This window comes from Enterobacter quasihormaechei, assembly GCF_004331385.1.
GTDB classification, from domain to species: domain Bacteria; phylum Pseudomonadota; class Gammaproteobacteria; order Enterobacterales; family Enterobacteriaceae; genus Enterobacter; species Enterobacter quasihormaechei.
In genome coordinates this window covers 100773-125770 of record NZ_SJON01000004.1, presented here as the reverse complement: position 1 = coordinate 125770, position 24998 = coordinate 100773, and the positions used below count along the sequence as shown (strand labels likewise).

General features: G+C 55.8%; 27 protein-coding genes and 3 tRNA genes. 21 read left to right on the top strand and 9 right to left on the bottom strand.

The window, feature by feature from the left end:
* Positions 1 to 127: 127 nt before the first annotated feature.
* From osmY to E0L16_RS07460, 5 genes are all read right to left on the bottom strand, one after another.
* Positions 128 to 745 (bottom strand): molecular chaperone OsmY, encoded by a 618-nt coding sequence (osmY, locus tag E0L16_RS07480; protein ID WP_063450727.1) that lies wholly within the window; start codon positions 743 to 745, stop codon positions 128 to 130.
* A gap of 304 nt (positions 746 to 1049) precedes the next feature.
* Positions 1050 to 2639 carry a peptide chain release factor 3 gene (prfC, locus tag E0L16_RS07475; protein ID WP_063450728.1) on the bottom strand — a complete coding sequence of 530 codons (1590 nt, stop codon included), beginning with the start codon at positions 2637 to 2639 and terminating at the stop codon, positions 1050 to 1052.
* A 92-nt stretch (positions 2640 to 2731) separates the two neighbouring features.
* Positions 2732 to 3409 carry a pyrimidine 5'-nucleotidase gene (gene yjjG / locus E0L16_RS07470; protein WP_131636649.1) on the bottom strand — a complete coding sequence of 226 codons (678 nt, stop codon included), beginning with the start codon at positions 3407 to 3409 and terminating at the stop codon, positions 2732 to 2734.
* Between the two features lie 19 nt (positions 3410 to 3428).
* On the bottom strand, positions 3429 to 3872 hold the full coding sequence (gene rimI, locus E0L16_RS07465) for a ribosomal protein S18-alanine N-acetyltransferase (RefSeq protein WP_063450730.1): 444 nt from the start codon (positions 3870 to 3872) through the stop codon (positions 3429 to 3431).
* Positions 3841 to 4254, bottom strand: coding sequence for a DNA polymerase III subunit psi (locus E0L16_RS07460; RefSeq protein WP_131636648.1), 414 nt, complete (start codon positions 4252 to 4254; stop codon positions 3841 to 3843). The genes rimI and E0L16_RS07460 overlap by 32 nt, the downstream gene beginning before the upstream one ends.
* Before the next feature lie 102 nt (positions 4255 to 4356).
* Here E0L16_RS07460 and rsmC point away from each other — a divergent pair, with 102 nt between their 5' ends.
* From rsmC to E0L16_RS07440, 4 genes are all read left to right on the top strand, one after another.
* Positions 4357 to 5385, top strand: coding sequence for a 16S rRNA (guanine(1207)-N(2))-methyltransferase RsmC (gene rsmC, locus E0L16_RS07455; protein WP_112792014.1), 1029 nt, complete (start codon positions 4357 to 4359; stop codon positions 5383 to 5385).
* A 148-nt stretch (positions 5386 to 5533) separates the two neighbouring features.
* A tRNA-Leu gene (locus E0L16_RS07450) sits at positions 5534 to 5620 on the top strand.
* Between the two features lie 28 nt (positions 5621 to 5648).
* Positions 5649 to 5734, top strand: a tRNA-Leu gene (locus E0L16_RS07445).
* A 32-nt stretch (positions 5735 to 5766) separates the two neighbouring features.
* A tRNA-Leu gene (locus E0L16_RS07440) sits at positions 5767 to 5853 on the top strand.
* 42 nt (positions 5854 to 5895) lie between these two features.
* Here E0L16_RS07440 and E0L16_RS07435 read toward each other — a convergent pair.
* Positions 5896 to 6126, bottom strand: coding sequence for a DUF1435 domain-containing protein (locus E0L16_RS07435; protein ID WP_063867397.1), 231 nt, complete (start codon positions 6124 to 6126; stop codon positions 5896 to 5898).
* A 255-nt stretch (positions 6127 to 6381) separates the two neighbouring features.
* Here E0L16_RS07435 and E0L16_RS07430 point away from each other — a divergent pair, with 255 nt between their 5' ends.
* Both E0L16_RS07430 and fhuF read left to right on the top strand, forming a co-directional pair.
* On the top strand, positions 6382 to 7446 hold the full coding sequence (locus tag E0L16_RS07430) for a GGDEF domain-containing protein (RefSeq protein WP_063867396.1): 1065 nt from the start codon (positions 6382 to 6384) through the stop codon (positions 7444 to 7446).
* A 93-nt stretch (positions 7447 to 7539) separates the two neighbouring features.
* A complete protein-coding gene (gene fhuF / locus E0L16_RS07425) occupies positions 7540 to 8328 on the top strand; it encodes a siderophore-iron reductase FhuF (protein ID WP_131636647.1) in 789 nt (262 codons plus the stop codon).
* Between the two features lie 84 nt (positions 8329 to 8412).
* On the opposite strand, the gene E0L16_RS07420 is transcribed toward fhuF, so the two are convergent.
* Positions 8413 to 9759 carry a PTS sugar transporter subunit IIC gene (locus tag E0L16_RS07420; protein ID WP_063450736.1) on the bottom strand — a complete coding sequence of 449 codons (1347 nt, stop codon included), beginning with the start codon at positions 9757 to 9759 and terminating at the stop codon, positions 8413 to 8415.
* A 328-nt stretch (positions 9760 to 10087) separates the two neighbouring features.
* On the opposite strand from E0L16_RS07420, the gene E0L16_RS07415 reads away from it, so the two are divergent.
* Positions 10088 to 10546: a YbaK/EbsC family protein gene (locus tag E0L16_RS07415; RefSeq protein WP_003856572.1), complete on the top strand. Its 459-nt coding sequence runs from the start codon at positions 10088 to 10090 to the stop codon at positions 10544 to 10546.
* Between the two features lie 37 nt (positions 10547 to 10583).
* Here the strand turns inward: E0L16_RS07415 and bglJ are convergent, their stop codons facing one another.
* Together bglJ and E0L16_RS07405 are read right to left on the bottom strand one after the other, a co-directional pair.
* On the bottom strand, positions 10584 to 11219 hold the full coding sequence (gene bglJ / locus E0L16_RS07410) for a DNA-binding transcriptional activator BglJ (protein WP_063867393.1): 636 nt from the start codon (positions 11217 to 11219) through the stop codon (positions 10584 to 10586).
* The gene (locus E0L16_RS07405) at positions 11216 to 11953 is read right to left on the bottom strand and encodes a helix-turn-helix transcriptional regulator (RefSeq protein ID WP_102750110.1); all 738 of its coding nucleotides are present in this window, start codon (positions 11951 to 11953) and stop codon (positions 11216 to 11218) included. The genes bglJ and E0L16_RS07405 overlap by 4 nt, the downstream gene beginning before the upstream one ends.
* 392 nt (positions 11954 to 12345) lie before the next feature.
* Between E0L16_RS07405 and E0L16_RS07400 the strand changes: the two genes are divergently transcribed.
* From E0L16_RS07400 to E0L16_RS07335, 14 genes are all read left to right on the top strand, one after another.
* Entirely contained in the window at positions 12346 to 13122 is a 777-nt protein-coding gene (locus E0L16_RS07400) for a threonine/serine exporter family protein (protein ID WP_107534649.1), read from the top strand.
* On the top strand, positions 13113 to 13586 hold the full coding sequence (locus E0L16_RS07395; protein ID WP_112792016.1) for a threonine/serine exporter: 474 nt from the start codon (positions 13113 to 13115) through the stop codon (positions 13584 to 13586). The genes E0L16_RS07400 and E0L16_RS07395 overlap by 10 nt, the downstream gene beginning before the upstream one ends.
* 44 nt (positions 13587 to 13630) lie before the next feature.
* On the top strand, positions 13631 to 14083 hold the full coding sequence (locus E0L16_RS07390; RefSeq protein WP_063867389.1) for a MarR family winged helix-turn-helix transcriptional regulator: 453 nt from the start codon (positions 13631 to 13633) through the stop codon (positions 14081 to 14083).
* A gap of 84 nt (positions 14084 to 14167) precedes the next feature.
* Positions 14168 to 14596: an organic hydroperoxide resistance protein gene (locus E0L16_RS07385; RefSeq protein ID WP_003856578.1), complete on the top strand. Its 429-nt coding sequence runs from the start codon at positions 14168 to 14170 to the stop codon at positions 14594 to 14596.
* Between the two features lie 123 nt (positions 14597 to 14719).
* Entirely contained in the window at positions 14720 to 15265 is a 546-nt protein-coding gene (dnaT, locus tag E0L16_RS07380) for a primosomal protein DnaT (RefSeq protein WP_063450742.1), read from the top strand.
* Complete coding sequence (gene dnaC / locus E0L16_RS07375; RefSeq protein WP_063450743.1) at positions 15262 to 15999, top strand: replicative helicase loader DnaC; 738 nt, start codon at positions 15262 to 15264, stop codon at positions 15997 to 15999. The genes dnaT and dnaC overlap by 4 nt, the downstream gene beginning before the upstream one ends.
* Positions 16000 to 16072: 73 nt before the next feature.
* Positions 16073 to 16555 (top strand): YjjA family protein, encoded by a 483-nt coding sequence (locus E0L16_RS07370; protein WP_131636646.1) that lies wholly within the window; start codon positions 16073 to 16075, stop codon positions 16553 to 16555.
* Positions 16556 to 16823: 268 nt separating this feature from the next.
* On the top strand, positions 16824 to 19115 hold the full coding sequence (gene opgB / locus E0L16_RS07365; RefSeq protein ID WP_131636645.1) for a phosphatidylglycerol--membrane-oligosaccharide glycerophosphotransferase: 2292 nt from the start codon (positions 16824 to 16826) through the stop codon (positions 19113 to 19115).
* A 180-nt stretch (positions 19116 to 19295) separates the two neighbouring features.
* Positions 19296 to 19934: an EAL domain-containing protein gene (locus E0L16_RS07360; RefSeq protein WP_131636644.1), complete on the top strand. Its 639-nt coding sequence runs from the start codon at positions 19296 to 19298 to the stop codon at positions 19932 to 19934.
* Positions 19931 to 20485: a helix-turn-helix transcriptional regulator gene (locus E0L16_RS07355; RefSeq protein ID WP_131636643.1), complete on the top strand. Its 555-nt coding sequence runs from the start codon at positions 19931 to 19933 to the stop codon at positions 20483 to 20485. Before E0L16_RS07360 ends, E0L16_RS07355 begins: the two co-directional genes overlap by 4 nt.
* Positions 20486 to 20505: 20 nt before the next feature.
* Positions 20506 to 21006 (top strand): Csu type fimbrial protein, encoded by a 501-nt coding sequence (locus E0L16_RS07350; RefSeq protein ID WP_063450747.1) that lies wholly within the window; start codon positions 20506 to 20508, stop codon positions 21004 to 21006.
* A gap of 2 nt (positions 21007 to 21008) precedes the next feature.
* Positions 21009 to 21788, top strand: coding sequence for a fimbrial biogenesis chaperone (locus tag E0L16_RS07345; protein ID WP_063450748.1), 780 nt, complete (start codon positions 21009 to 21011; stop codon positions 21786 to 21788).
* Entirely contained in the window at positions 21706 to 24000 is a 2295-nt protein-coding gene (locus E0L16_RS07340; RefSeq protein WP_242672216.1) for a fimbria/pilus outer membrane usher protein, read from the top strand. The genes E0L16_RS07345 and E0L16_RS07340 overlap by 83 nt, the downstream gene beginning before the upstream one ends.
* Positions 23991 to 24947 carry a Csu type fimbrial protein gene (locus tag E0L16_RS07335; protein WP_131636642.1) on the top strand — a complete coding sequence of 319 codons (957 nt, stop codon included), beginning with the start codon at positions 23991 to 23993 and terminating at the stop codon, positions 24945 to 24947. Before E0L16_RS07340 ends, E0L16_RS07335 begins: the two co-directional genes overlap by 10 nt.
* Positions 24948 to 24998: the final 51 nt, after the last annotated feature.

Below are 24998 nucleotides of genomic sequence, written 5' to 3'. Positions count from 1 at the left end.
AAGCCTCTCCTTTACCATAGTTAATGTCGGCCGCTAAACGTGAGCGCTCAGGCCACTCACCGGCGTTTTTCCAGAGTCGTTTTTATTTCGCCCGCGGCGTTAAGCCAGACGGGCGAGTGGTGCTGCTTTACTTCGTTTTCAGATCGTTTTTAACGCTTTTCACACCATCAATCGCTTTCGCAATTGATTCAGCACGATCGCTTTGTGCCTGGTTCTCAACCGTACCGGACAGCTGGACCACACCATCGGTGGTTTCAACTTTCACCATACGGGATGGCACGATGTCGTCCGCTAACAGTTTAGCTTTGATTTCGCTGGTAGTTGCTGCATCTCCGGCATAACCCTTCACCGAAGACTCTTTGCTGTCACGTACGTGCAGTTTGTCGCTGACGGAGCTTACGCCCTCAACGCCTTTGGCCACTTTAACGGCCTCTTCAGCCTGGGTCTGGCTTTCAACGAAACCGCTCAGGGTGACAACCTTGTTGTCGGTTTTAACAGAAATATCGGTGCTCTTAATGGATTCATGATCCACCAGTGCGGCTTTCACTTTTGCTGTGATAGAGCTGTCATCCATGAAATTACCGACTTTATTCATAGAGCTATCGATTTTTTCCCCTGCGGTATTGGCGGTATTTTGCGCTTTATCCATGGTGCTGGTTTCTGCCAGAGCAGAACCGCTTACCAGGACACTACCCAACGTTACAGCCAGCAGAGTTTTAGAAATCTTCAGTCTTGTCATATTCATCGATTTATTCCTGTGTTTTGCCCGTTATTTGGGCGACATACTTCCCTAAATCTTGGTTTTATATATTGCGAATTAACACACGGGCGAAATGGAGAACCAGTGGACATGCATTGAACAGTTAATTCATCCATGCCCGGTGCTAAACACTGAGTTAAATATAGATCACAATTACGGGGGTGCATTCAGAATTGGGGAAAAAACGAACGAATAGCGAAAAATTGCGTTGAATTAAGAACATTCCGCAAGGGTTTAATAACACAGGAATTAAAGAAGAGCACGGCGGCTGCCGTGCTCTGAGAGGGAATTAATGCTCGCGCGTTTTGCGGAACTGAACGTCAGGATAACGTTCCTGCGTCAGGTTCAGGTTCACCATGGTTGGGGCGATATAGGTCAGATTATCGCCGCCATCCAGCGCCAGCTGAACTTCGTTCTTACGCTTAAATTCTTCGAATTTCTTCACGTCTGAACACTCAACCCAGCGCGCGGTCGCCACGTTCACCGATTCGTAAATCGCTTCCACGTTGTACTCGCTCTTAAGACGGGCAACCACCACGTCAAACTGAAGCACACCCACCGCGCCCACGATCAGATCGTTGTTGGCGATTGGGCGAAACACCTGTACAGCCCCCTCTTCGGAAAGCTGAACCAGCCCTTTCAGCAGCTGCTTCTGCTTCAGCGGATCGCGCAGGCGAATGCGGCGGAACAGTTCCGGCGCGAAGTTCGGGATACCGGTGAACTTCATCATTTCGCCCTGCGTGAAGGTATCGCCAATCTGAATGGTACCGTGGTTGTGCAGACCAATGATATCGCCCGGATAGGCTTCTTCCACGTGCGAACGGTCGCCCGCCATGAAGGTCAGCGCGTCGGAGATCACCACGTCTTTGCCGATACGCACCTGACGCAGCTTCATGCCCTTCTCGTATTTACCGGACACTACGCGCATAAAGGCGACGCGGTCGCGATGTTTCGGGTCCATGTTGGCCTGAATTTTAAAGACGAAGCCGGAGAACTTCTCTTCCTTCGCTTCGACTTCACGGGTATCGGTTTTACGCGGCATCGGCTGCGGGGCCCACTCAACCAGACCGTCGAGCATATGGTCAACGCCGAAGTTGCCGAGGGCGGTACCGAAGAAGACCGGGGTAATTTCGCCGCTCAGGAACAGCTCTCTGTCGAACTCGTGAGAGGCGCCTTGCACCAGCTCCAGCTCATCGCGCAGCTGGGCGGCCAGCTCTTCACCGACGGCGGCGTCCAGCTCCGGGTTGTCCAGACCTTTTACGATGCGGACTTCCTGAATGGTGTGGCCCTTACCGGTCTGGTACAGGTAGGTTTCGTCTTTATAGAGGTGATAAACCCCTTTGAACAGCTTGCCGCAGCCAATCGGCCAGGTGATGGGCGCGCAGGCGATCTTCAGCTCGTTTTCCACTTCATCCATCAGCTCCATCGGGTCACGGATGTCACGGTCGAGTTTGTTCATAAAGGTGAGGATAGGCGTATCGCGCAGACGGGTCACTTCCATCAGCTTGCGGGTACGATCTTCAACACCTTTCGCGGCGTCGATCACCATCAGGCAGCAGTCCACCGCCGTCAGGGTACGGTAGGTATCTTCGGAGAAGTCTTCGTGCCCCGGGGTGTCCAGCAGGTTCACCAGGCAGTCGTGATACGGGAACTGCATCACGGAGGTGGTAATCGAAATACCACGCTGCTTTTCCATCTCCATCCAGTCAGATTTTGCATGCTGGCTGGAGCCACGGCCTTTAACGGTACCCGCGGTCTGGATCGCCTGTCCGAACAGCAACACCTTCTCGGTGATGGTCGTTTTACCGGCATCCGGGTGCGAGATAATGGCAAAAGTGCGGCGTTTGGCCACCTCTTGCAGATAAGGAGACAACGTCATAATCAATTCTTCTTAGGTAGGCGCGGCAGCAGGCCGCGCATCATGGAATACGAAAAATGCGGCTATTTTACCCATCAACAGGGGGCAGGCAATCATTGTTTACACAGGAGCTGCTCTAGTTCGTTCAATGACGTGACGGTCCAGGTCGGCTTGATGCCTTCCGGCAGCTCGCGACCATGCGCGTTCAGCCAGACGGTCGACAGACCCGATCTCATACCCCCCAGAATATCAGATTCTGCGGTATCGCCCACCATTAGCACGCGATCGCGGTCAGGATTGCCAGCCTGCGCCAGCGCATAATCGAAAATACGCGGATCCGGCTTCGGTACGCCCACCTGCTCGGAGATCACCAGCGCGTCGAAATGATCGCGCAGGCCGGTACGCTCAAGGCGGATCTGCTGAAGCGCGGTAAAACCGTTGGTGATGATCCCAAGCTTCACCTTGCCTTTCAGTGAATCCAGCAGGGAAACGGCGCCGGGCAGCGGCGCGCAGATATCCGCCATCGCATTCAGGAACGCCTCGTTCAGCGCCCCTGGACTGACTTTTAACCGCTCCGCCCAGGCGTCAAAACGCTGATGCTGAAGCTGTAACGCAGTGATGGCTCCGTTCTGGTAGTCCACCCACAGCGGTTTATTCACCGCCTGATAGTCCTGAAAATCTTCAGCGGTGAAGGCCACGCTATAGTCGAGAAACATCCGCTGTAGGCCGCCGAACGAGTCAAACGTAAACAGCGTTTCGTCGGCATCAAAGAAAATCCAGTCCCATTTCATCGTTACAACCTTATTTTCGTTATCCAATCGGCAGAGCCATGATAATGGCGTCTTCACGTCCCTCTGCGGTGGGGTAGTAGTTACGGCGGATGGTCGCCTCGTTAAAGCCTAAGCTTTCATAAAGTGCGATGGCGGCGACATTAGACGCGCGCACCTCCAGCCACAGAGTGAAAACGTCACGGGTTTCCAGCTCACGAATGAGGTGCTCAAGCAGTTCTCTGCCCAGCCCGCGGCGCTGGAAAGCGGGATCGACCGCGATATTAAACAGCGTCGCTTCGTCCAGAACAACCTGCGTAATGGCAAACGCGGCCAGGGTACCGTCCACGTCCAGGCGCAGATTTAAATAGCGTTCGCCCTGATTGCTGGCAAACGTCTTTTCGCTCCACGGAAAGGCATGGGCGCGGGTTTCAATCGCGAACGCGGTGGTCAGGTCAGCCGTCGTGAGGGAAGAAATCGTGTTCATATTCGCAAATTTGTTGCCATAGCGCGCTACGCGCCTTTGGGTTGGCTTTCAGTTCGTCCAGCGCTGGCGAGCTGATCTGGCTGCCTTCAAGGGGTAGCTCATTCACCGCCCCGATTCGCCAGCTGTTACAGCGGCTGTCAGGGGGAAGCATCGCGACGCTTTCGGGCGCCAGCTGTAATACCTGATCGTTTGTCACCTTCAGGCTGCGAAGGACATCTTCAATCAGGGGTTCATTCAGGGCAGGCGGCGCGTCTGCCACCATCACCAGGCGGACATGCGCAGGGATGGAGATGGCTATTTCGCCCCGCAACGCCGTCGGGCGACGCAAAGCCCACTGGGTGATGCCCAGCTGCTGCAACTGCCAGTCTCGTCGGGATGTCATAGCGAAAACTCCTGTCTCTCAGGCGCGCAAATATAGCAAATGTGTCGAAACTGCGCCATCTACCTACTATAATCCCCGCCTGAGTTTATTGAGGAACAATTCATGTCTGCATTTACCCCGGCAAGTGAAGTCTTGCTGCGTCACAGTGATGATTTCGAAGAAAGCCGTATTCTGTTTGCCGGAGATATGCAGGATGACCTGCCCGCGCGTTTCGACTGTGCTGAAAGCCGTGCCCACACCCAGTACTACCACCACTGGCAGGTGCTGAGCCGCCAGATGGGCGAGCGCGCGCGCTTTAGCCTGGTGGCGGAGCAGAGCGATATTGCTGACTGCGATACGTTCATTTACTACTGGCCGAAGAACAAACCGGAAGCCCAGTTCCAGCTGATGAACCTGCTTTCTCTGCTGCCGGTCGGCTGCGATATTTTCGTTGTCGGTGAGAACCGCAGCGGTGTGCGTAGCGCAGAGCAGATGCTCGAAGCCTACGCGCCGCTGACGAAAATCGACAGCGCCCGTCGCTGCGGCCTGTATCATGGCCGTCTGGAAAAACAGACAACCTTTGATGCCGACACCTTCTGGGACGAGTATCAGCTCGACGGCCTCACCATCAAAACGTTGCCGGGCGTATTCAGCCGTGACGCGCTTGATACGGGCAGCAAGCTGCTGCTGTCCACCCTGACGCCGCACACCAAAGGCAAGGTGCTGGACGTTGGCTGTGGCGCGGGCGTGCTGTCAACGGTTCTCGCCAGCCACTCGCCGAAGGTGCGTTTAACCCTGTGTGACGTGAGCGCTCCGGCGGTGGAAGCCAGCCGCGCCACGCTTGCGGCGAACGGTATCGAAGGCGACGTTATTGCCAGCAACGTCTTCTCCGACGTGACCGGTCGCTTTGATATGATCATCTCTAACCCGCCGTTCCACGACGGTATGGAAACCAGCCTTGAAGCGGCGCAAACGCTGATCCGTGGCGCAACCCGTCACCTTAACAGCGGCGGCGAGCTGCGTATCGTGGCGAACGCCTTCCTGGCCTATCCGAAAGTGCTGGATGAAACCTTTGGCTTCCACGAGGTGATCGCCCAGACGGGCCGCTTTAAGGTGTATCGCACCGTAATGACGCGCCAGGCGAAAAAGTAATCCCCGCCTTTGTCCGGCGATGGCTGACGCTGCCATCGCCCATTTTTGCAGCAATCAAAACAACGTGCGCAATTTTCTGTTGACGTAAAGCTGAAAACATCTAGAATGCGCCTCCGTGGTTACGATACTTTTACAGTGTCGATGGTATGCGAAGGTGGCGGAATTGGTAGACGCGCTAGCTTCAGGTGTTAGTGTCCTTACGGACGTGGGGGTTCAAGTCCCCCCCCTCGCACCATAAATCACGTTGATATTGCTCGCACTGGGCGAAGGTGGCGGAATTGGTAGACGCGCTAGCTTCAGGTGTTAGTGTCCTTAGGATGTGGGGGTTCGAGTCCCCCCCCTCGCACCAACGAGGCGATATCAAACCAGTAAGATGACTGTGCGAAGGTGGCGGAATTGGTAGACGCGCTAGCTTCAGGTGTTAGTGTCCTTACGGACGTGGGGGTTCAAGTCCCCCCCCTCGCACCAATTATCTTACATCCTCCCGGCAGTACCTCTCGTTTTTCCCGGCTATTTCAGACTCATCAAAATCACCAGTATTCCACTGACCAACGCAACGCAAGACGGCAGCAGCACGTAATGCCGAAGCTGTTTATGCCAGATCATCGCCGACGTCACCAGCAGCCCTGAAACAATGATCGCCTTCCAGACGTCAATGGAGAGATCGGCAAACGTCAGGCCGCCAAGGATGACACCAGGCAGTAAAATCCCCCACCCACTTCCCAGCGCTTTGCTCAACATGGTTTATCCTCTCACACTGATAATGATAACCAATATCATATGATAATAATTATCACCTGTCAGCATGCGCGGGCACAAATTGCCTCGACAATCGCTTTCCCATAATGACAGAGAATGTGTAAGGTGATAAATTGCACACCTGTTAACTTTCTATAAAGTTTTTCTGATAATAAGAATTCAATTTCCTTGCATCCATAACGAATAAATAACGCCTGGCGCATTGTTTTAATTGAGTTTTAATAAAAACGCACGCATATGACATCACAATCCTGGCTGTCTTTGGTCAACAAGAAATATCAGTTATCTTTACGTTTGTTTTTATTTCTGAATGCCGCCTCAGCGCTGTTCTCGATAACAAACCCGCTCTATTCCGTGCGCGTGTTATCGGTGCCCCTGGTTGCCGTATTGACTATCAGCACCGGCTTACTCATCTGGCACTGGAAAAACAGCGCGCGGAAAATAAATATTCCCGCGGTTTCCGCGATTTTCGGCTTTTTATGGGCCTGGCAGATCGTCTCTAAATTTTTAGTTATCACCCACGATCGCGCGCCGTTTTTAATGATGGCGCTTTTAACGGTGCTTTTTATAGGGGCTCTGGCGTTTGCCAGTAATATCAAAGCATTTACGCTACATTCATTACCCGCGTTTATTATCTGCCTGTGGTTAAGCCCTGCCGAAAACTGGCTGAGAATGACCTATTTCTTCGCGCTGCCTATGGTCGCCATTGGCATTCATCACGTGATCCAGCGGCGCAACGACCGTTTCGCTCAGGAGCTGCTCTCCGAGCTGCTGGAGGAGCGCGAAACCCTGACCGATCTCAGCATGATGGACCCGCTGACCGGCTTGTATAACCGTCGTGGACTGCAAAGCCGACTGGAGAATCTCCCCACGCCCGACGGCGGCGAGCACTTCGTGCTGCTGATGGATATCGACCATTTCAAAGCCTATAACGACCATTACGGCCATATGATGGGCGATCAGGCGTTGATCCGCGTCTCGGCAGCGATCCGCGATGCCGTGCGTTCACGCGACGTGGTCGCCCGGTTTGGCGGGGAAGAATTTATGGTTCTGTTGAGTAACATTCCGCTGGAGCAAGCACGCCAGACGGCAGAACGCATACGCCAGAAAGTTTACGATCTTAAAATCCCCCACATGTTTAACGAAAGCGTCGCCACTAACGTGACCATCAGCATTGGCATTGCCATGTACGAAGGTGAAGACGTTGAGGGTGCGCTGGCGAAAGCCGATAAAGCCCTCTATGAAGCCAAGCACATGGGACGCAACAGCATTCTGATGAGCGAAGAGCTGCATACCGCCTGACCCCCCTCACAGAGCCAGGATAAATCTCTTGCGCTCGGTTTTATCTATAGTTAGGATTGGCAATCATTATCATTTAGATTTGTAATCCACACTATGGCGACTCGTACTGCACACATCGTTGAGCCCCTGCTCTGGCGCGCTCCACTCTCCGCCGGGGAGACGACGCTTGCGGACGCCATTCGGGAAAAAATCGCCGTAACGCGCGCCCATCTGCTGGATTTTATCAAGCTGGATGAAGCGCCCCCGCATCATGCTCTGACGCTGTCCCAGTGGCAACGTCCTGCCGAGCTGCGCTCTCTGCTGGCGGCCTATTCCGATCATATCTACCGTAATCAGCCTACGCTTGCGCGGGAAAACAAACCGCTGCTTTCCCTCTGGGCTCAGTGGTACATCGGGCTGATGGTGCCGCCGATCATGCTGGCGTTGTTGACCCAGGAAACCATGCTCGATCTCTCTTCGGAGCATTTCCACGTCGAATTTCATGAGACCGGGCGTGCCGCCTGTTTCTGGATTGACGTGCATGAGGATCGCAGCGCGATGCACCTGTCTGCGCAGGCGCGTATGGAATCGCTGATTACGCGCGCGCTGGTTCCGGTGGTGGATGTCCTGGAAGCGACGGGAGAGATTAACGGCAAACTGATCTGGAGTAATACCGGATATCTTATCCACTGGTATTTGACGGAGATGAAGCCGCTGCTCGGCGACGAAAAAGTGGATGCACTGCGTCAGAGCTGTTTCTTTGCCAAACAGCTTTCAGATGGACGGGATAACCCTCTTTACCGCACCGTCGTACCGCGTGAGGGACTTCTGGTGCGTCGTACCTGCTGTCAGCGCTACCGTCTGCCGGACGTGCAGCAGTGCGGCGATTGCACGCTTAAGTAGTCTGGCCCGGCCTGATGCCCTCACCCACGGGGGAGAAGCAACAAAAACTAAAAACGGCAACCTGCGTTGCCGTTTTGCTTTTACCTACGCTATCTGCTGATTTTCCTCTTCCCCGTTACGCTGTGCTTCTTCCGCTTCCTGCTGAAGCAGCTGCTTCTCGTACACCTTGAAGAACGGGAAATAGATAATGGCGGAAACGCAGGCCAGGACCAGCACCAGAATGGCGGCGCGGAAATCCCAGCCCAGCGCCCAGGCCGCACCAACCGGCGCCGGCGCCGTCCACGGCACCACGGAAATCACGCGGCCAATCAGATCAAACTTCATCGCTGCCCATGCCAGCACGGCGTTGACCATCGGCGCCAGCAGGAAAGGAATAAAGAACACCGGGTTCATCACAATCGGCGTGCCAAAAATCACCGGTTCATTGATGTTGAATATGCTCGGCACCACGCTGAGGCGGCCAATCGAACGCAGGTGCGCGGAGCGGCTGCGCAGGTAGCAGAACACCAGCCCCATCGTCGCGCCGGACCCACCGATAACGATAAAGAACGTCCAGAAGGCCTCCATAAAGATGTGTGGCAAAGGCAGGCTCGCCGCCAGTGCGGTCTGGTTCGCCCCCAGGTTGGTCAGCCAGAACATTTGCAGCATCCCGGAGACAATCGCTGCGCCGTGGATCCCGGCAAACCACAGCAGGTGGCCAATCAGCACCGCCAGAAGGATGGCAGGCAGCGAGTCAGCCGCAGAGACCAGCGGCTTAAAGATCGACATAATGGCCTGCGGGATCAGCATGCCGAACTGCGACTGGATCAGCAGGCTCAGCGGATAAAGCGTCAACACCACCACCAGTACCGGGATCAGCAGGTCAAACGAGTTTTTGATCATCGGCGGAACCTGGTCCGGCAGGCGGATCCCGATGTTGTGTGCCTTCAGAAAACGCATCATCTCAACGCAATAAATCGCCACCAGAATCGCGGTGAAAATCCCGGTCCCTCCCAGGCTATCGACTGGCAAAGCGCCTTTGGTTTTAGGGGCCGCCACCAGCAGAAACGCCATTAACGACAGCATGGCGCACATGAACGGATCCAGCTGATGGGTTTTAACGTAATGTTTGCCCAGGTTGTAGGCGATAGCCGCACAGATATAAAGGGACATCACGCCCATCGTCATATCAAACGGCGTCAGAATTTGTCCTTCAAACTGCTTCGCCATATCCAGCCAGGCGCGGGCAAAACCCCAGGTGGTATCAGGCGAAAAAGGAGGATAAGCGAACACTAATAAAAACGAACCCACGATCATAAACGGCATCGCCGAGATGAACCCGTCGCGAATCGCCATCACATGACGCTGAGAAGAGATCCGCCCGGCAACGGGGCTGACGTAATTCTCAACGAAGCGGAAAATCAGATTAAATGCAGCATGGTTGGCAGACATAGCAGATCTCCTGTCAGACGTTCGTTTCGGACGTTCTCACGTCACACGTTGTTCCATAATTCAGCGTCACAACCTTGCCGGATCGTGTACCCGCGGTACTGCTCAAACGGAATGGTTTCATAATTAGCTCTTATTATTAGATACAGGGGAAGTTACACCCTCAGTATTAATCTCTGCATCATGCTCTGCAACCGGTTACTGTAACCGGTTTCTGTGAATGTGAAGGCGATCCAGAAATCGACCCTGACGAATATTTGTTACTTAAGGGATATTTACAGCGACTAAATTCTTATGACAGATTACGCAGGATATTTGTCAGGAGGAATCAATGAGTTTGCAGTCTGTACAGCAGTTTTTCGCCGAACACGCTCCGGATATAGAGATCATTGAGCTTAATCAAAGCACAGCGACTGTTGCACTTGCTGCTGCCGCGCACAACGTTGAACCCGGCCAGATTGCCAAAACGCTATCACTGAAGATTAAAAATGACGTGATTCTGGTGGTCGCAAAAGGCGATGCGCGTCTTGATAACAAAAAGCTCAAAGAGACATTCGGTGCAAAAGCCCGCATGCTCAGCAGCGATGAGGTCGTCACCCTGACGGGTCATCCTGTGGGCGGCGTCTGCCCTTTCGGGCTGGAAAACCCTCTCTCTGTTTACTGTGACATCACATTAAAACAGTACGCGGAAGTATTACCCGCAGCGGGTGCCATCCACAGCGCGGTGCGTATCTCGCCCGACAGAATGGCGGAACTGACCGCAGCAAAATGGGTCGATGTCTGTATTTGAACGTTGCGCCAGAAGCACTCTGGCGCACCTCTTAACGCTAAGAGAAGGAAGGAACGGTGAGAGCGGAACGACGCACTTCCCTGACGGGGAGATGCGCCAGGATATCCGCCGCATCCAGTAACCCCACGTCAGAATTGACGCCCAGCTTTACCATTGCGTTAAACTTATGCGCCCGAATGGTTTTAATATTGCGTTCAAGCTGTGCCGCTATTTCAGGGATCGAAAAACCCGATGACATATAACGCAGAATGGCCCTTTCGGTTGGGCTTAGCATGCGATTCTGGCTCACACACCAATGATTAAACACGTTGTCATTCACCTGATGTGTTTCGCTGAGCAGTGTCTCCAGCCCCTCCAATAACTGCTTTAGCGGAACCGATTTACTGATGATCCCATGTAAGCGAGAAGGCGAAAGATGGCTGACCAGCCTCGCCTCCATTTCATCAGAAGCCAGCACGATACGCTGGACGTCGCTGTGGGTGAAGGTGAGATCCCGCAAACAGGCCAGACAGTTTCGCCGCTCTTCACGCTCATCAGACAATGAATAAATTACCGCAAAGAATGAGATTTCCGAGAGCGCCGCTTTGAAGCTGTCGAATCGGCTAAACAGATGCACCTGGTAATGGCTCAGGGCGGGCATCGCAAAGAGATGCCTCAGCCCCACAGCGCTCATTGAGCAACTTTCGATGACGGCGATATGTTTTGTTGCAGTGGTCTTTTCCATTCCTCAAACTCTCCATAAGCCGACATTAAACTGAGTTCTCGCATACCCTGAGTACTGCTTATCCACGCGTACATATCGGCATTGCTGCGCAGTGATAAGCGGCGCATTGCACTGTTTTTCTGTGCACTGATCGTTTTATTACTTTTATTCAGCAGCGTGGCTATTTGATTGATTCCCCAACCTTTACCTAATAAACGCAACACCTTACGTTCAGAGTGGGTGAGCGCGATCGTTTGCTCACTCTCCTCTTCAATATCAGGATTTTCTGGTATTAATAACGTCTGGCTTATTCGCTCGGCACGTTCACTGCCCGCGCGAATAGCGTTAATAACGCCTTCAATCGGTTCCATATCTGAAAGCAGCGTGCTTTCCGGGCGCATAAGCAGCTCTACCGCAAGCGGATAAAGAGGACGCGAGACGAGAAAAATCCAGTGAATATCCCGGTACTGATTCATTAATCCATAATACTGCTCAAGCGTGCCACGCGGATTACGATATTCACCCGAAATATCGGCAATAACGACCCCAGCGCGACGCAGCTGGAGCAGCGTCAACTCCTGCATCGAACGGCAGTACGTTATCTCAAAATCGGGAAAATGGCGCGTCATGACGCCCCCTAACCCATTTTGCATTACGGGTACTCTACTGATCACAACTCCGTGTTTACCATTCAATGGCAACATAGACCCTCCATGTCTTTAATACATTAATTTAATAACGTGAAAACCCTACGAGGTTAAACACGCCTGTATCCCTAAGTACAAAACGGCTTAATACTCGCACTCGCTAAGATATGTCGCTTGGGTTATGAAACGCCCAATACAGGCTTAATATCGCATAAAGACCATAAATATTTAATTAAAAACACCTGAAAATATCGACAATATGAAATTAGAAATACTTAATATATTGTTTATATATGTTCTCCGTTTATATTCATTAAATAAATAAAATACGTTTTCTCTTCCCGACTTCAGACGCGCAGCCAATCGCACAAATCTTGATCTGGCCCAGCACAACGGCCACCGCACTTTGTGTTAAAAGTAAGCAATCTCTCTTCTTTTCAGGGCGTTTCATGCAGGCAGATCGGTCTACGCAGCGTGCCGCAACGCGGCTATGTATTCAGTGCGGGCTTTTCCTCTTACAGCACGGGGCAGAAAGCGCCCTCGTCGAAGAACTTTCCACGCGCCTCGGGCTGGCGCTGGGGATGGACAGCGTGGAGAGTTCCATCTCGTCAAATGCCATTGTGCTGACCACCATTAAGGACGGACAGTGCCTGACCTCCACGCGTAAAAATCACGATCGCGGCATTAACATGCACGTGGTCACGGAAGTGCAGCACATCGTGATCCTCGCTGAACACAAGCTGCTCGATCTCCGGGAGATAGAAAAACGTTTCAACCAAATCAAACCCCTGCGCTATCCGCGCTGGCTGGTTGTTTTGATGGTGGGGCTGTCCTGCGCCTGCTTCTGTAAGCTCAACAACGGCGGGTGGGACGGCGCGGTAGTGACCTTCTTTGCCAGCAGTATCGCGATGTACGTCCGCCAGCTTCTGACCCACAGGCAGCTGCATCCGCAGATTAACTTCTGTATTACGGCCTTTGTGGCGACAACCGTCTCCGGCCTGCTGCTGCGCCAGCCCGTCTTCGCCAGCACGCCTACGGTTGCGATGGCCGCCAGCGTATTGCTGCTGGTGCCGGGTTTTCCCTTAATCAACGCCGTCGCCGATATGTTTAAAGGCCATATCAATACCGGTCTGGCGCGCTGGGCGATAGCCAGCCTGCTGACGCTGGCAACCTGTATCGGGGTGGTCATGGCAATGACGATGTGGGGGTTACGCGGATGGGCGTGATAGATTTTCTGCTCGCACTGGCGCAGGACATGCTTCTGGCAGCCCTTCCCGCCGTTGGATTTGCGATGGTGTTTAACGTCCCTCAGCGTGCGTTACCCTGGTGCGCGCTGCTCGGCGCCATTGGCCACGGCTCGCGTATGGTGATGATGGCCGCGGGCTTTAATATCGAATGGTCGACGTTTATTGCCGCCATGCTGGTCGGCAGCATCGGTATCCAGTGGTCACGCTGGTATCTGGCACACCCGAAGGTGTTCACCGTGGCGGCAGTCATTCCTATGTTCCCGGGCATTTCGGCCTATACGGCCATGATTTCCGCCGTAAAAATCAGCCACTTTGGCTATAGCGAACCCCAAATGATCCTGCTCCTGAGCAACTTCCTCAAGGCCTCGTCGATTGTGGGCGCGCTCTCAATCGGTCTGTCGATACCCGGATTATGGCTTTACCGTAAACGTCCGCGTGTATAATAAAATCGCTTGCAATTGTATCGCGCACTATCTATATTCATTTCATGGACGCAAAAACGAACGACACCACCAATGCGCTTCTGCTGGATAACCAGCTCTGTTTTGCCCTCTATTCGGCAAACCTGGCGCTTAACAAGCTGTACCGGCAACTGCTGGCACCGCTTAACCTGACCTACCCGCAATACCTGGTGATGCTGGTGCTGTGGGAGCAGGATGATATTACGGTGTCGGACATTGGCGAGCGGCTGTTTCTGGATTCCGCCACGCTGACGCCCCTGCTGAAACGCCTGGAAAGCGCAGGACTGATCTCCCGCCAGCGCTCCCGTCAGGACGAACGTCAGGTTGCCGTCACCCTGAGCGACGCAGGTCGGGATCTGCAACAGCAGGCCGTGACGATCCCGCATGCCGTGGGCTGCGCCGCGCAGTGTGATACCGACACCATGCTGGCACTTAAACAGCAGCTCGAACTGCTGCGCCAACAGCTGCATCGCGCGTAAGGCTATACTTTACGCGCCTAATTTTAACCATATACATCGCGCGCTATTTAATAGCGCATTTAAACACAAGATGAGGAACCTGCCATGTCTTTAGAAAAAGTTGTCTACACTGCCAAAGCCAAAGCAACCGGAGGCCGTGACGGTCGCGCAACCTCTTCCGATGGTGTCCTGGACGTCAAGCTGGGCGTGCCAAAAGAGATGGGCGGCATGGGGGGAGAAGTCACTAACCCTGAGCAGCTGTTCGCGGCGGGCTACTCTGCCTGCTTCCTGGGCGCGATGAAGTTCGTTGCAGCCCGCGACAAATTCGCCCTGCCAAAAGACGCTTTTATTGAAGGCGAAGTGGGGATCGGGCCGCTGCCAACCGGTTTCGGTATCGAAGCGAAGCTGAACATCCACGTTGAAGGAATGGACGCCGCAGAAGCCAAAAAGCTGGTGGATGCCGCCCACATCGTATGCCCGTACTCTAACGCAACGCGCGGCAATATCGACGTGACGCTCAACATCATCGCGTAAACAGCGCCTCTGATTGTTGCCCCGGTAGCGCAGCGCCGCCGGGGAAATCCTCTCCTTTCCTCCCCTCTCTCTGTGCTACCATAACCCTCAATCACGCCCATAGTAATCAGTTGAGAAAGTGTTATGTCCTCCAGAATCCTGACCACCAGCATTGCTGGCATTGATGCCTTTATGCGCGACCCTCGCGGTGCGTTGACGCGCGCCGAAGGCGGCACGCTCGCGGTATTTGCCGACAACGCCCCGGCGTTTTATGCGGTCACGCCGGAACGTCTGGCGCAGCTTCTGGACATTGAAGCGAGGCTCTCGCGCCCGGCGAGCGACGTCATGCTGGATAATCAGTTTTTTGATGAACCCACCAGCGCCCCGGTGACCGTGCCGATGGGGAAATTTCCCATGTACGCTGGCTGGCAGCCGGATGCCGATTTTCAGCGCCAGGCGGCCTTATGGGGAATAGCCCTCTCGCAGCCCGCGACGCCGGAAGAGCTGGCGGCCTTTACCGCTTACTGGCAGGCTGAGGGAAAAGTATTCCACCATGTTCAGTGGCAGCAAAAGCTTGCGCGCAGCCTGCAAATCAACCGCGCCAGCACCAACGGCCAGCCAAAACGTGATATCAATGCCTTTTCAGAACCGGACAAAAAAATTCCTGATGGATTCCGAGGTGCGAAATGAAAAACGTCGGCGACCTGATGAAACGTTTGCAGAAGATGATGCCAGCTAACGTGAAGCCCGCCTTCACCACCGGTGAAGAGCTGCTGGCGTGGCAAAAAGAGCAGGGTGAAATCCGTGCGGCAGCTCTCGCCCGCGAAAACCGCGCGATGAAAATGCAGCGCACCTTTAACCGCTCGGGCATCCGCCCCCTGCACCAGAACTGCTCCTTCGACAATTATAAGGTCGAATCGCAGGGGCAGATGAACGCCCTTAACCAGGCGCGCCAGTACGTGGATGAATTTGACGGCAACATCGCCAGCTTCATCTTTAGCGGTAAGCCCGGCACCGGGAAAAATCACCTGGCGGCCGCTATCTGCAACGAGCTGCTGCTGCGCGGGAAATCAGTGCTGATTATCACCGTGGCCGACATCATGTCAGCCATGAAGGACACCTTCAGCAACCGCGAAACCAGCGAAGAGCAGCTGCTGAATGATTTAAGTAACGTGGATCTGCTGGTGATCGACGAGATCGGCGTCCAGACCGAATCCCGCTACGAAAAAGTGATCATCAACCAGATTGTCGATCGCCGTTCGTCGTCAAAACGCCCCACCGGTATGCTGACGAACCACAATATCGACGAGATGACCCGCCTGCTGGGCGAGCGGGTGATGGACCGCATGAAGCTGGGCAACAGCCTGTACGTCATCTTCGACTGGGACAGCTACCGCAGCCGCGTCACCGGCAAAGAGTATTAAGACATTTCCAGGGAGCGCCGGAGGAGCAGAGGTATATACTGGAGCCCCTTCCGGCCCTAATGAGTAAGTCATTATGAAAAAACAGTTTCTTTTCAGCATTCTTTCTGGCGCCCTGCTGGTGGCTGGCGCAGCGCAGGCCGCTTCATGGCAGGAGTCGCTTTCCAGCGCGGCGAATGAGTTAACCAAAGAGAGCGGCACGTCTCAGGGCGGGCTGTCCGCTGCTTCCCTCACCGGCCTGCTGGGCAACAGTTCCCAGAGCCTGAGCGCCGGCACGATGAACAACGCCGCGGGCATCCTGGAATACTGTGCGAAGCAGAAGCTGGCGTCCGTGACCGATACCGAAAACATTAAGAATCAGGTGCTGGGCAAGCTGGGCCTGGACACCCAGGAGCAGAAAGCGGATACCAACTATATGGACGGTATTCAGGGCCTGCTGAACGCGCAAAATGGTCAGCAGCTGAACCTGAGCACCCTTGGAAATTCCTCTCTGGCAAAACAGGTGAAAACAAAAGCCTGCGATCTGGTGCTGAAACAGGGCGTTAATTTCCTCTCCTGACCCCCGTTTTCTGCCACAACACGCCGCGTTTATGACGTTACTCCTTCAGCGCGGCGTGAAGCGTGCATTTTTCTCTTTCTCTACCGCCTCAGCGTCCGTCTGTCAGGATGCGACCGTCCTCAAAAAACCGGTTTTATAAACCAAATCCTAACCACAGCACACTTTCGTGACACTAAAATTGCAGCTAAGCGACATCGCAATTACAGTGTATTACCCAAAAAAATAAGCTATTAGCCGGCTAAGCGTCTGGCATGATGAGGATCTGCTGTTGTCAGAGTTACTATCCCTTGTCCTTTTTCTGGCATCCATCGGCGTTTATGCCTGGAAAGCCGGTCGTCACACCTGGTGGTTTGTTGCCACCCTGGTCGTGCTCGGCATTTTTATTGTTTTAAACATTACCTTATATGCCAGCGACTACTTTACCGGCGACGGTATTAACGACGCGGTGCTCTACACCCTGACGAACAGCCTCACCGGCGCAGGCGTGGGCAAATACATTCTCCCCGGCCTGGGGCTGGTGGTCGCGCTGGTGGGTATTTTCGCTGCGCTGGCCTGGGTGCTGCGCCGTCGCCGTCATCGCCCGCATCACCATGGCTACAGCCTGCTGGCGCTGTGCCTGGCGCTGGCCTCCGTGGATGCCAGCCCGGCCTTCCATCAGATTACCGAGCTGGTAAAATCCCAGTCGCGCGATGGCGATCCGGACTTCGCGGCCTTTTACAAAGAGCCGGCGAAAAAAATCGACAACCCCAAACTCAACCTGGTCTACATCTACGGGGAGAGTCTGGAGCGCACCTGGTTTGACAACGAGGCATTTCCGAACCTGACGCCGGAGCTTGGCGCGCTGAAAAATCAGGGCCTCGACTTCAGCCACACCGCGCAGCTGCCCGGCACGGATTACACCATTGCCGGGATGGTGGCCTCCCAGTGCGGCATCCCCCTGTTCGCCCCCTTTGAGGGTAACGCCTCCGCCTCAATGTCGAGCTTCTTCCCGCAGAACGTATGCCTCGGCGATATCCTGAAAAACTCGGGCTATGAAAACTACTTTATGCAGGGCGCTAACCTGCGCTTCGCCGGGAAAGACGTGTTCCTGAAATCCCACGGTTTCGATCACCTGTACGGTTCTGAAGAGCTGAAAACTACCGTGGCCGATCCGGCTTACCGTAACGACTGGGGCTTTTACGACGATACCGTTCTGGATGAAACCTGGAAGAAATTCGAGGAGCTTTCTCGCGCCGGTAAACGCTTCTCGCTGTTTGCATTGACCGTTGACACGCACCACCCGGATGGTTTCGTCTCGCGCACCTGTAAGCGTAAGGGCTACGACATTAACGGCAAAAACAATAAATCGTTCAGCGCCGTAACCTGTAGCCAGGAGCATATCGCGGCGTTAATCGAGAAAATTAAAGCGTCGCCCTATTTCAAAAATACGGTCATCGTCGTGTCGTCTGATCATCTGGCGATGAAAAACAGCGCCTGGGATGAGCTGAACAAGCGCGATCGCAGCAACCTGTTCTTTGTGCTGCGCGGCGATAAACCGCAGCAGGAGGTCATTGCCGCTAAGCGTAACTCGATGGATAACGGCGCTACCGTGCTCGACATTCTGGGCGGCGACAACTTTATCGGCCTGGGCCGCAGCACGCTGTCGGGGCAGTCCCTTTCGGAAATCTTCCTCAACATGAAGGAAAAAATCCTCGCCTGGAAGCCGGATATCATCCGCCTGTGGAACTTCCCGAAAGAGATAAACGATTTCACCATCGATCGGGATAAAAAAACGATCGCCTTCTCCGGCAGCCATTTCCGCCTGCCTCTGCTGCTGCGCGTGTCGGATAAGCGCGTCGAGCCGCTGCCGGAAAGCGAATACTCCGCGCCGCTGCGCTTCCAGCTGGCGGAATTCGCCCCGCGCGATAATTTCGTCTGGGTCGACAGGTGCTACAAAATGGGCCAGCTCTGGTCGCAACAGCTGTCGCTGTCCACCGACTGGTGCGTTTCTCAGGGGCAACTCGGCGGTGAGCAGACCGTGCAACACGTTGACAAACCGCAGTGGCAGGGAAAAACCGCGTTTAACGATACGGTCATTGATACCGCACGCTATCAGCGCAACGTTGACCTGCTGAAAATCGTCGACAACGACATTCGCTACAAAGCAGACAGCTTCATCTTCAATGTTGCCGGCGCGCCGGAAGAGGTGAAGCAGTTCAGCGGAATATCACGTCCCGAATCCTGGGGGCGCTGGTCTAACGCACAGCTGGGGGATGAGGTGAAAATTGAGTATACCCATCCGCTGCCGGAGAAATTCGATCTGGTGATCACCGCCAGGGCATTTGGTCCCAATGCAAACCGCCCGATTCCGGTGCGCGTCGGTGATAAAGAACAGATGCTGACGCTGAGCAATGATGTCTCCACCAGCACGCTGCATTTTGATAACCCTTCGCGCAGCAATACGCTGGTGATCGTGCCGCCAGACCCGCAGTCCACTAACGAAGGAAATATCCTCGGCCATGCCCCGCGCCAGCTTGGGATCGGCATGGTGGAAATCAAGATCGTCAAAAACAGCGGCTAACGCGCGCAAAGCCCGGCTTCCAGTCGGGCATTTTCGAAATTATATAATCCTTTATAATGATTATAAATTAGATAAAAACGCTATATATAAGCAATTTTTATTTATAAATATCCCGCCAAATTCACAATTTATAAAATGTGCAGCTTCTGAATTTACCACGGAGCGTTACGCACTTTTATCATGCTAACCGGCTACAAGTTCGAATCCATCCGGGCACTGCGCAGCGAAAACGTCATTGCCTGGGAGGTATTGTCCACGGCGATGCCTAACGTCGATCTCGAAGACTATTTTTGCTCAATGTCCGCGACGCAGCGTAAAGCGCATTTCTTTGCGCAGCTTCGTCATGCCATGTTCTGCGAAGCGGGCGACAAATATTATCTCAACGCGACGACGGATCTGCTGCTGGAAACGGACTTCCTGGACAGGCTGAAAGAAGAGACGCCCAGCCCGGAGAGGCTTGCTATCGAAGTCACCGATCTTCACAGGCTGATACACCTTGACGATACGCAAAGCCGGACCCTTCGGACGTGCATCGCCACGCTGCACCAGTGGGGAATAGAAGTGTGGGCCGACGATGTGTACGAAGACATTCTTCCCGACCTGCTTGCCAGCCAGATCCGCTTCTGCGGCGTAAAAATTGACAAGCATACCTTCTGGAGCGGACGCACCGAGCGGGAAAAGTTTTTACAGCTCACCCGCCAGTGCAAACGTCTCGCCGGCAAGGTGTTGATAGAAGGCATCGAAACCGCGGGGGATTTCGCACTGGCCCGCGCCAGCGTGGCCGATTACGGCCAGGGTTATCTGTGGGGCAGATCGTGACGTCTTGTATCGTTAACGCTGGCTATCAGGTCATCGTCCTGAGCGAAAACGCCTATTTATGGCTTGGCCTCGAGTGGCTCATCTCGACGGCGGTCACCCCTCGCCCTGATATGTACTGGATCAAAAACGCGAGCCCGGAAGGGCTTGTGCGCCTACAGGAACGCCTGCTGGATACCCATGCCGGCGCGGACTGGCTGGTATTTACCGATGCGGACCGGGTCAGCGACGTCAACGCCTTCCTGCGCGGCGAGCGGGCGAGAGCGGTAGCGGACAATGTATCGCTTGCCCAGCTGAGCCGCTGCTTTAGCGACACGACCTTCACCTTCGAAAACACCGCCACGCTGACGTATCAGGAGATGCGGGTTTGCATGCTGTTTCATAAAGGATTTAGCCCGGCACGTATCGCGCAAATCCTCAATAAATCACCAAAAACGATCTACACCCACAAGCGTAACGCGATGAACAAATTTTGCTGCCATACCCTGGCGGAGTTTCATCGGAAGCTCTGCCTGCTGGACGCTCAGTCCTCTTCTTTGTCAATGCACCGTTAATCACGTTAGGAAATACAATCATGAGAATTATCTCCACCGCTGTATGTTGTTCAGTTCTCCTGCTTCCTGCCGCTGCAATCGCCGCAGACAACAGCACCGCGAGCGCGACGATGCACGTCTCACTGGAGGTGGTAAAGTCCTGCACCCTCAACGCCAACGATCTCAACTTCTCGCGCCACGGTACGGATGAAGCCGGTGAAATTGAGGCCAGGACGCAGGTCGATATCGTCTGCACCAACGGTACCCCGTTCACCCTTTCCGCGACCAGCAGCGACAGCAGCGAGAACGGCACCTTCTGGCTGAAGCCGGAAAACGGCGAAACGGGCGCGCAAAAGATTGCGTGGAAGCTGTTTGCTGACGAAGGCAAACAGACGCAAATCACCGGCACCGGCGGGCTCACCGATACCGGCAACGGGATGAAACAGGAAGAGACGCTGTATGGCGTGATTGATGCGGGCGCCCTGACGACTGCCCAGGCGGGTACCTACAGTGACGATGTTACCTTAAACCTGGAGTACTGATCGTGCGTCGCTTTCTTCCCTGCTTCATTATCTGGCTCATGATGCTGGCGCTGCTGTCACGCTACGCGCTGGCCGCCACGCTTCAGGTCGCGCCCGTGACGCTCGACATGCAGAGCGGTCAACGCGCAACGGCCGTTTACCTCACGAACAGCGGGAAAACGGCCATCCACGCTCAGATACGGGTGTACGAATGGTCCCAGAAAAACGGCAAGGATGTGCTGGAAGCGACCGAGGAAGTCGTCAGCAGCCCGGCGATGACCTCGCTGGCGCCGGGCCAGCAGCAGCTGGTGCGTATTATCGTGATGCAGCCGGGTGCCCATGAACAGGAGCAAAGCTACCGGCTGATCATCGATGAGCTGCCAGACGCCGCGTCCCGTGCGGCCAACCCCAGCGCGGTCCACTTCCTGCTGCGCTACTCGATTCCGGTCTTCATCGCCGGAAGCCAGACAACGCCCGTCAGCCAGGCTGTCCTGAGCTGCGAACAGGCCGACATTCCGGCCACGCTGCGCTGCTATAACGCCGGAAACCGCCATATTCGCCTCAGCCACCTTCAGGTGCTGACGGCCGACGGGCAGGTTGCTGCCGCAGTCAAAGGACTGGCCGGCTATGTGCTGCCGGGACAGACCGCGCTTGTGCCGCTTAAGCAAACTCCCCGCCACGCGCTTAGCGCGTTACGCGCCTACATCAATGACGATCGCCATGCCAGCCAGATCCCACTGCGCCCGCTCGCTGCTCGCGCTCCTGCTTTGGCTACCGCTCATGCTGCCAGCAGCCCGGGCTGAACCTCCGGTTGACGCCGTTCAGTGGCTGGCCATTACCGTAAACCACGCCCCGCGCGGCGAGCTGTGGGCCTGCCGCGTAGAGGGCGATGCGCTGTGGATTGGCCGCAGCGACATCGCAAAGCTGGGGCTTCGCGCCCCGGAAGGCCGCAGCGAGTGGGTTGAATTGACGTCCCTGCCGGGCCTGAAGGTCAGCCTCGACGTGCTTTCGCAGCAGGTGTCCATCAGCGCCGAGGCGAAGGCGCTTGAGGGAGAGCAGCACGTGACGTTCGGGAGGCCTCCCTCGCAGTACCGCTATCCTGAAGCGCAGCCCGTCAGCGCCTTTACGCTCGGGTACGCGCTCTATGCCAGCGAGTCCGAGGGAAAACGCCAGCTTAACGCGCAAACCACGCTGTCCGCTTCCGGGCCGCTGCCCGGCCTGTTCAGCAGCAGCTTTTCCAGCCATGCCGGGAAGGAAAACAGCGCGGGTCGCCCCACCCATACGCGCCTTGAAACCCGCTGGCAGCGGGATAACCCAGACTCGCTGACCAGCCTGGCGCTGGGGGACAGCATCACCACCAGCACCCGCTGGAGCCGCCAGGTCCGCTTCGGCGGGCTGCACTGGGCGCGCAACTTTGAGCTCAATCCGCAGCTCAACACCGAACCGCGCAGCCGCTACAGCGACACGGCCGTGTTGCCTTCAACGGTCGATCTTTACATTGACGGCCTTAAGCAGAGCAGCCAGCAGGTAACGCCGGGAGATTTTCTGCTCGATACTCTGCCCGCCTTTACCGGCAGCGGGCAGGCGCAGGTGGTGATTACCGACATCAACGGCCAGCGGCGCACCGTTCAGCTCGATTTATACGGCGCGCCGGGAATGCTGGCGGAGGGGCTCAGCAGCGGCTCGCTGGACATCGGCTGGATGCGGCAAAACTATTCGCTGCGCTCCGATGATTATGCCGCCTCGCCGATGCTCGACGCCGGCTGGCGCTATGGCGTGAATAACCAGCTAACGTTGGCCCTGCATACGGAACAGCAGCGAAAGCTGCGCAACGTGGGAACAGGCGCAGACTGGCTGATCTCCCCCAGTGCGGGCATTCTCAGCCCGCACGTTGCCCTGAGCGACAGCGCCTACGGTAAGGGGATGCAGTGGGGCATCGGCTGGCAGTGGAACGGTAGCGGAACAGGATTTTCCGCCAGCACCGTTCGTACCGACGCCGCCTTCGCCGATAACGCCCGCATGAGCGGGGCCGAGCCCGTCCGGCGCAGCGACAGCGTATGGGTCAGCCACGCATTTCCCCACTTCGGCACGCTGGGTGCGGGCTGGGTGCAGCAAAATATACAGGGCAACCGGCAGCGCTATCTCAATTCCTCCTGGTCCGTTTCGCTCCCGGCCCATCTCTCTACCACGCTGAGCTATACCCGCTCGTTTACGGACGGGTCGAGCAACATCCAGCTTATGCTCTCCGTCCCGCTGGGCCGCCAGAATACCCTCTCGGTTCAGGCCAGCCGGGACAGGCCGCGCGTGGACTATCGCCACCAGCCAGACAATCAGGCGGGCGGCTGGTCCTGGCAACTGGGGCAGGGCTTTGGTCAAAACCGGGAAAGGTATGCAGACGTGGGCTACCTTGGCCGCGCCGGAGAGTGGCACGTCGGGCTGGAGCAGAGCACTAACGCGGTCAACCAGTACGCCTCGGCCGAAGGCAGCCTGACGCTGCTGGACAACAGCCTGCACGCTTTACGCTACAGCCAGCAGGGGCTGGCGCTGGTCTCCACGCGCGGTATCGGGCACGTGCCGGTGATGCTGGAAAACCGCCGGGCGGGCGAGACCGATGAGAAAGGATACCTTCTGCTGACCGACCTGCCGCGCTACCACAACAGCAAAGTCAGCATCGATCCGCTGGATCTGCCGCCCGACGTCATCGCCCCCGTCACCGACATGTATGCCAGACCGGGTAACAGCAGCGCGGTAAAAGTCGATTTTAACGTCCACCGCGCCGTGACGGTTCAGGCCCGGCTGGTCGACAGGCGCCGCCAGCCGCTGCCGCTGGGCAGCGTTGTTTCAACACCACACGGCGCCACTATCGTGGGTCGCGACGGGTTTATCTGGCTTGAAGATCCGCCCCTGCCGGGCGAGCTGGTGGTGAAAACCGGTGAAGGCGAGTGTCGGGTCACGCTTCCGGCCCCGCGCACCGCGTCAACCGTAATCAATATTGGAGAACAGCTGTGTCAATAAAAACGCCGTTAACATTGTTGCTTGTGCTGTCCATGAAGGCGATGGCGGCAGCGTGCTGGATTACCTCCCCCGCAGTGATTAACTTCGGCAACGTCGTGCCGGGTAACGCCGCCTCGACAAACACCAAGGTAAAGTTTAGCTGTCAGGCCGATAACTTCGGCACGGCAGAGTACATCAACGTCTGTCTGAGCAGCATCGACGCCCCGCCCTTTCAGATGCTCTCGACGGGCGACCAGGAGGGAAAGCAGTACACCCTGCTGTTTCGCCTGCTTAACGGCCTCGCGCGATCGCAGGAGCTGGGCCCCGCCAGCCGCGGAGATCTCATTCAGCAGACCATTACTGCGGGAAGCAACGCCAGCGTCAGCGGCAGCTTTCCGCTTATCGCCACCCTGCCGGCGGGGCAAAGCCAGCTCCCCGCGACCCACTATTACAACTACAACATGAACCTGCGCATCGCCTGGCACAGCGCCACCCGCCAGGATGCCCTGCAAAGCTGTGCAGACGGCTCCGCGGAGGGGGAACAGGTGCAGGGCGGGAGCAATGCGCAGGCCGAAATCAGCGAGGGATGCTACATAGAGCGTGTCACCCCGCTGAACTTCGGCACCCTGACCAGCACCACCGCGCTGCGCCCCACGCGCTCGACGGCAACCCTCACCACGCGCTGCCCGGCCGGAACCGCATTCACGCTTGCCATGGGGAAAGGCAATCATGCCAGCGGCGACTGGCGGCAGCTTTGCAACGATGAGGGGCAGTGCCTGCGCTATGGGCTCTGGCAGGATGCGGGGGCGACGCAGCGCTGGGGCGATCAAAGCAGCGGCGATACGCTGAACGTCACCAACCCCGCCGGCGGCACGCAGAACTTCACCGTCTACGGGGAGGTTCCGGCCCAGCCCCTGAGCGGGACGGGGGAGTTCATTGACGACGTGATAGTCACGCTGACTTATTAAACTCACCAAAAAACCGTCTGGATCAATGTTATCGGTAACAGTGGCGCTAAA